A 3,723-nucleotide genomic window follows, 5' to 3' on the forward strand; every position below is an offset into this window, starting at 1 on the left:
ACTTATATCATAATGACTTTGTTTGTTAGGTAACTTACTATACTTTGCTTTTTGGCATATAAAAGAGGTGTCTATGAATCCGTGGTTACTCCGCAAAGAAGTGAGGAATTGAAACCGAAGGATATGAATAGGACACCTCTTCTCAAATACATAATTACCGTTTTTTGTTGATTTTATTCATTTAGTCCATGACATTTTTTGTATTTCTTGCCACTGCCACATGGACATGGATCATTTCTGCCCACTTTTTTTTCTGTTTTAAAAGGTTTAGCGATTTGTGACTCACCGCCACCTGAGGTACCGGTTATGATTGCAACTTGTTTACGCTCAGTATCCGTTTTAAGTGTTGCATGGAACAATGTTCTAAGGGTCTCTTGCTGGATGCTCGCAATCATTTCCTCAAACATATCAAAACCTTCCATCTTGTATGCTACAACAGGATCTTGCTGACCAATTGCTCTTAAACTGATACCTTGTTTTAATTGATCCATTGCATCAATATGATCAATCCAGTGCATGTCTACCACTCTTAACAAGACAGCCCTCTCAACTTCTCTCATATGTTCAGGACTAATTTCTTGCTCTTTATCTTCATAGAGCTGAACAGCTTTACTCAAAAGTATTTCTTTTAAGGTTTCAAGCGTCAGTTCCTCAACATTCTTAAACTCAACAGAACCCTGTGGCAGAAAAATGCTGTGTAAATTATTTAAAAGACCATCTAAATCCCATTCTTCCGGATATTTGTAACCCTCTGTGTACATCGGGATGGTTCTATCAATCAATCTTTCAATCATAGTGATAATATTGTCCCTGAGATTCTCACCATGGAGGACTTTGTTACGCTCTGCATAGATAATTTCTCTTTGCTTATTCATAACATCATCATATTGTAGGACATGCTTACGTATACCAAAGTTTCTACCTTCCACTTTTTTCTGAGCATTTTCAATGGATTTTGAAAGCATTTTGTTTTCAAGCTCCATATCTTCCTCAAAACCAAGTGTATCAACAATTTGTTTTGCTCTATCACTTACAAATAGACGCATCAAATCATCCTCAAAAGAAATATAGAACTGTGAAGAACCTGGATCACCTTGACGACCAGAACGTCCTCTTAACTGATTATCAATACGTCTAGATTCATGTCTTTCTGTACCGATAATATGAAGACCACCAGCTTCTTTGACCTTTTGAGACTCTTCATCTGTAACTGCTTTATATTCCTTGTATAAGACATCATAAACAGCTCTTGCTTCTAAAACCTCAGGGTCTGTAGTGACAATTGGACTAGAGGCTAAATTGGTCACATGTTCTGTGAAGCCTTTCTTTAGCATATCCTTTTTTGCCATAAATTCAGGGTTACCACCTAGCACGATATCCGTACCACGACCCGCCATGTTTGTTGCTATGGTCACAGAACCCAATCGACCTGCTTGAGCAACAATTTCTGCCTCTCTATCATGTTGTTTCGCATTTAACACTTCATGTTTGATGCCCTTTTTCTTGAGAATTGAACTGATATATTCTGATGTTTCAATACTAATTGTACCTACCAAAACTGGCTGTCCCTTAGCATGTTTTTCTTCTATATCCTTCACAACTGCATTGAACTTTCCTGCGAAGTTTTTATAGATTGCATCTTCTAAATCTATTCTGGCAATTGGTTTATTTGTAGGGATCACAACAACATCCATATTGTAGATATGTCTAAATTCATCCTCTTCTGTTTTCGCGGTTCCCGTCATACCAGCAAGCTTTTTATACATTCTGAAATAATTTTGAAGTGTTACTGTTGCAAGTGTTTGAGACTCTTTGCGAACCTCAATACCCTCTTTGGCTTCAATTGCCTGGTGTAAGCCATTTGAGTAGCGTCTACCATACATAAGACGACCAGTAAACTCATCTACGATGATAACCTCACCATCTTTTACGATATAATCCACATCTCTTTTCATTAAAAATCTCGCTCTAATCGCTTGATTGATATGATGTGAGATCTCTAAGTTCTCAGGATCACTTAAGTTTTCTATCTTGAAGTAGGCTTCAGCAATCTTTACGCCGTTACGGCCCTCACTGCCTTCTTCTTTTTCACCGTATTTATTGACAACCAAACCGTCTGTCAAAGCGATCGATTTCGCTTTTTCGTCAATAGTAACGTCTGTTTCCTTATTGAGTTTTGAAGCAAAATGATCTGCAATTTGATATAGGTCTGTAGACTTCTCACTCTCACCTGAAATAATAAGTGGTGTTCTAGCCTCGTCAACAAGGATACTATCGACCTCATCGACAATTGCAAAATTTAAAGGTCTCTGCACCAAACGCTCTTGACGCATTACCATGTTATCTCTTAAATAATCAAATCCGAACTCATTATTTGTACCATAAGTAATATCAGCACGATAAGCTGCAGTTCTATCTTCACCTTCAACACCGTGAATGACACAACCAACTGTCATGCCTAAGAATTCATAGAGTCTGCCCATCCATTCTTTATCTCTATGTGCAAGGTAATCATTGACTGTAACAACGTGAACCCCTTTGCCTTCAAGTGCATTTAAATAAACGGGTAATGTTGCTACAAGGGTCTTACCTTCACCTGTTTTCATCTCTGCAATTCGACCTTGGTGAAGTACAATACCACCGATGAGCTGTGATCTAAATGCTCTCATACCAAGAACTCTCTTACCAGCTTCTCTAACAACTGCAAAAGCCTCTGGTAACAAATCATCTAAGGTTTCACCTTTATCAAGTCTTTCTCTAAAAATAGCAGTTTGTTGTTTTAAAACTTCATCAGCCATCGCTTCAAATTTTGGCTCGTACGCCTCGATCTCATCAACAATTTTATTAAGTTTTTTTACTTCTTTTTCATTGAGATCGCCAAATAATAGTCTCATTATATTCATGTTTATTTACATCCTTTCGCCAACCTATCAGAAGTCTATTATATCATATTATCCTTTGTGAAGTTTCAAACAATTTGTTAAAAGAGTATGTCAATTATCCATTTATCTACCTGATCGGCTTCGATAAGAAAAGTTAACCATGGTGCCTCTTAATTTTGAAACATGGTATCGCATCTCCTCTTGAATCAAGAAAATAATGCCTAGGGAGATGATGATGTCTCCAAGACTTAAAATACGATTCAGCGGATACGACTCCGGCAATAATACATGCTTTCCTAAGATTGTATTTATTATATTGCCATTGGCAATTATTGCATAATTTATGATATCTCCTTGCTTAACACTGGTATAAAAAGCCTCTAAACCTGATACAGTCCCTCCGTCAATCAACAAAGGCATCTGGAAATGGTTTAACGCCATCACCACTACGTTTAAAAGTGTTCCAAGAAATATGAGTTTCATGCCACTTTTTTCAATATTGAGCAGTAAAACGATGGTGCAAATAATCATCGCTAAAAAAGGGTAAAGCGTTTCATTGTTTAAATTTAGTTTTAATATCGATGACAGGAAGGGCATTAAAAACAAGATAAAGGCAAGTGGCATAAATAACCAGCCTTTAAATTTTGCATTCATGAAGTTTTGCAAACTACCGTTTCTAATAAAGCCTATAATCAAACCTAATAAAATAGCTTCCAAATACATATTACTCTACCCTTTCTGTATTATGATTTATTATTATATATCACATTAATTATCAAATTGAGAAATCACATTAATTAAAAACATTAACTTTCTAGAACATTATCAATATTTTGAACAT

General features: G+C 36.3%; 2 protein-coding genes. Both read right to left on the reverse strand.

The annotated features are described in order from the left end of the window. Nucleotides 1–173: 173 nt before the first annotated feature. Nucleotides 174–2,903, reverse strand: coding sequence for a preprotein translocase subunit SecA (gene secA / locus AC220I_RS19765; RefSeq protein ID WP_486725587.1), 2,730 nt, complete (start codon nucleotides 2,901–2,903; stop codon nucleotides 174–176). 102 nt (nucleotides 2,904–3,005) lie between these two features. Further along, nucleotides 3,006–3,536 (reverse strand): DUF5317 family protein, encoded by a 531-nt coding sequence (locus AC220I_RS19770; RefSeq protein WP_486725588.1) that lies wholly within the window; start codon nucleotides 3,534–3,536, stop codon nucleotides 3,006–3,008. Nucleotides 3,537–3,723: the final 187 nt, after the last annotated feature.

The sequence above is a fragment of the Fusibacter sp. genome (genome assembly GCF_057447755.1).

What these genes read in the sequence shown, in the direction of transcription:
- AC220I_RS19770 (WP_486725588.1), bottom strand. Translation starts at nt 3,536, where the DNA reads ATGAATGCAAAATTTAAAGGCTGGTTATTTATGCCACTTGCCTTTATC.
- secA (WP_486725587.1), bottom strand. Translation starts at nt 2,903, where the DNA reads ATGAATATAATGAGACTATTATTTGGCGATCTCAATGAAAAAGAAGTA.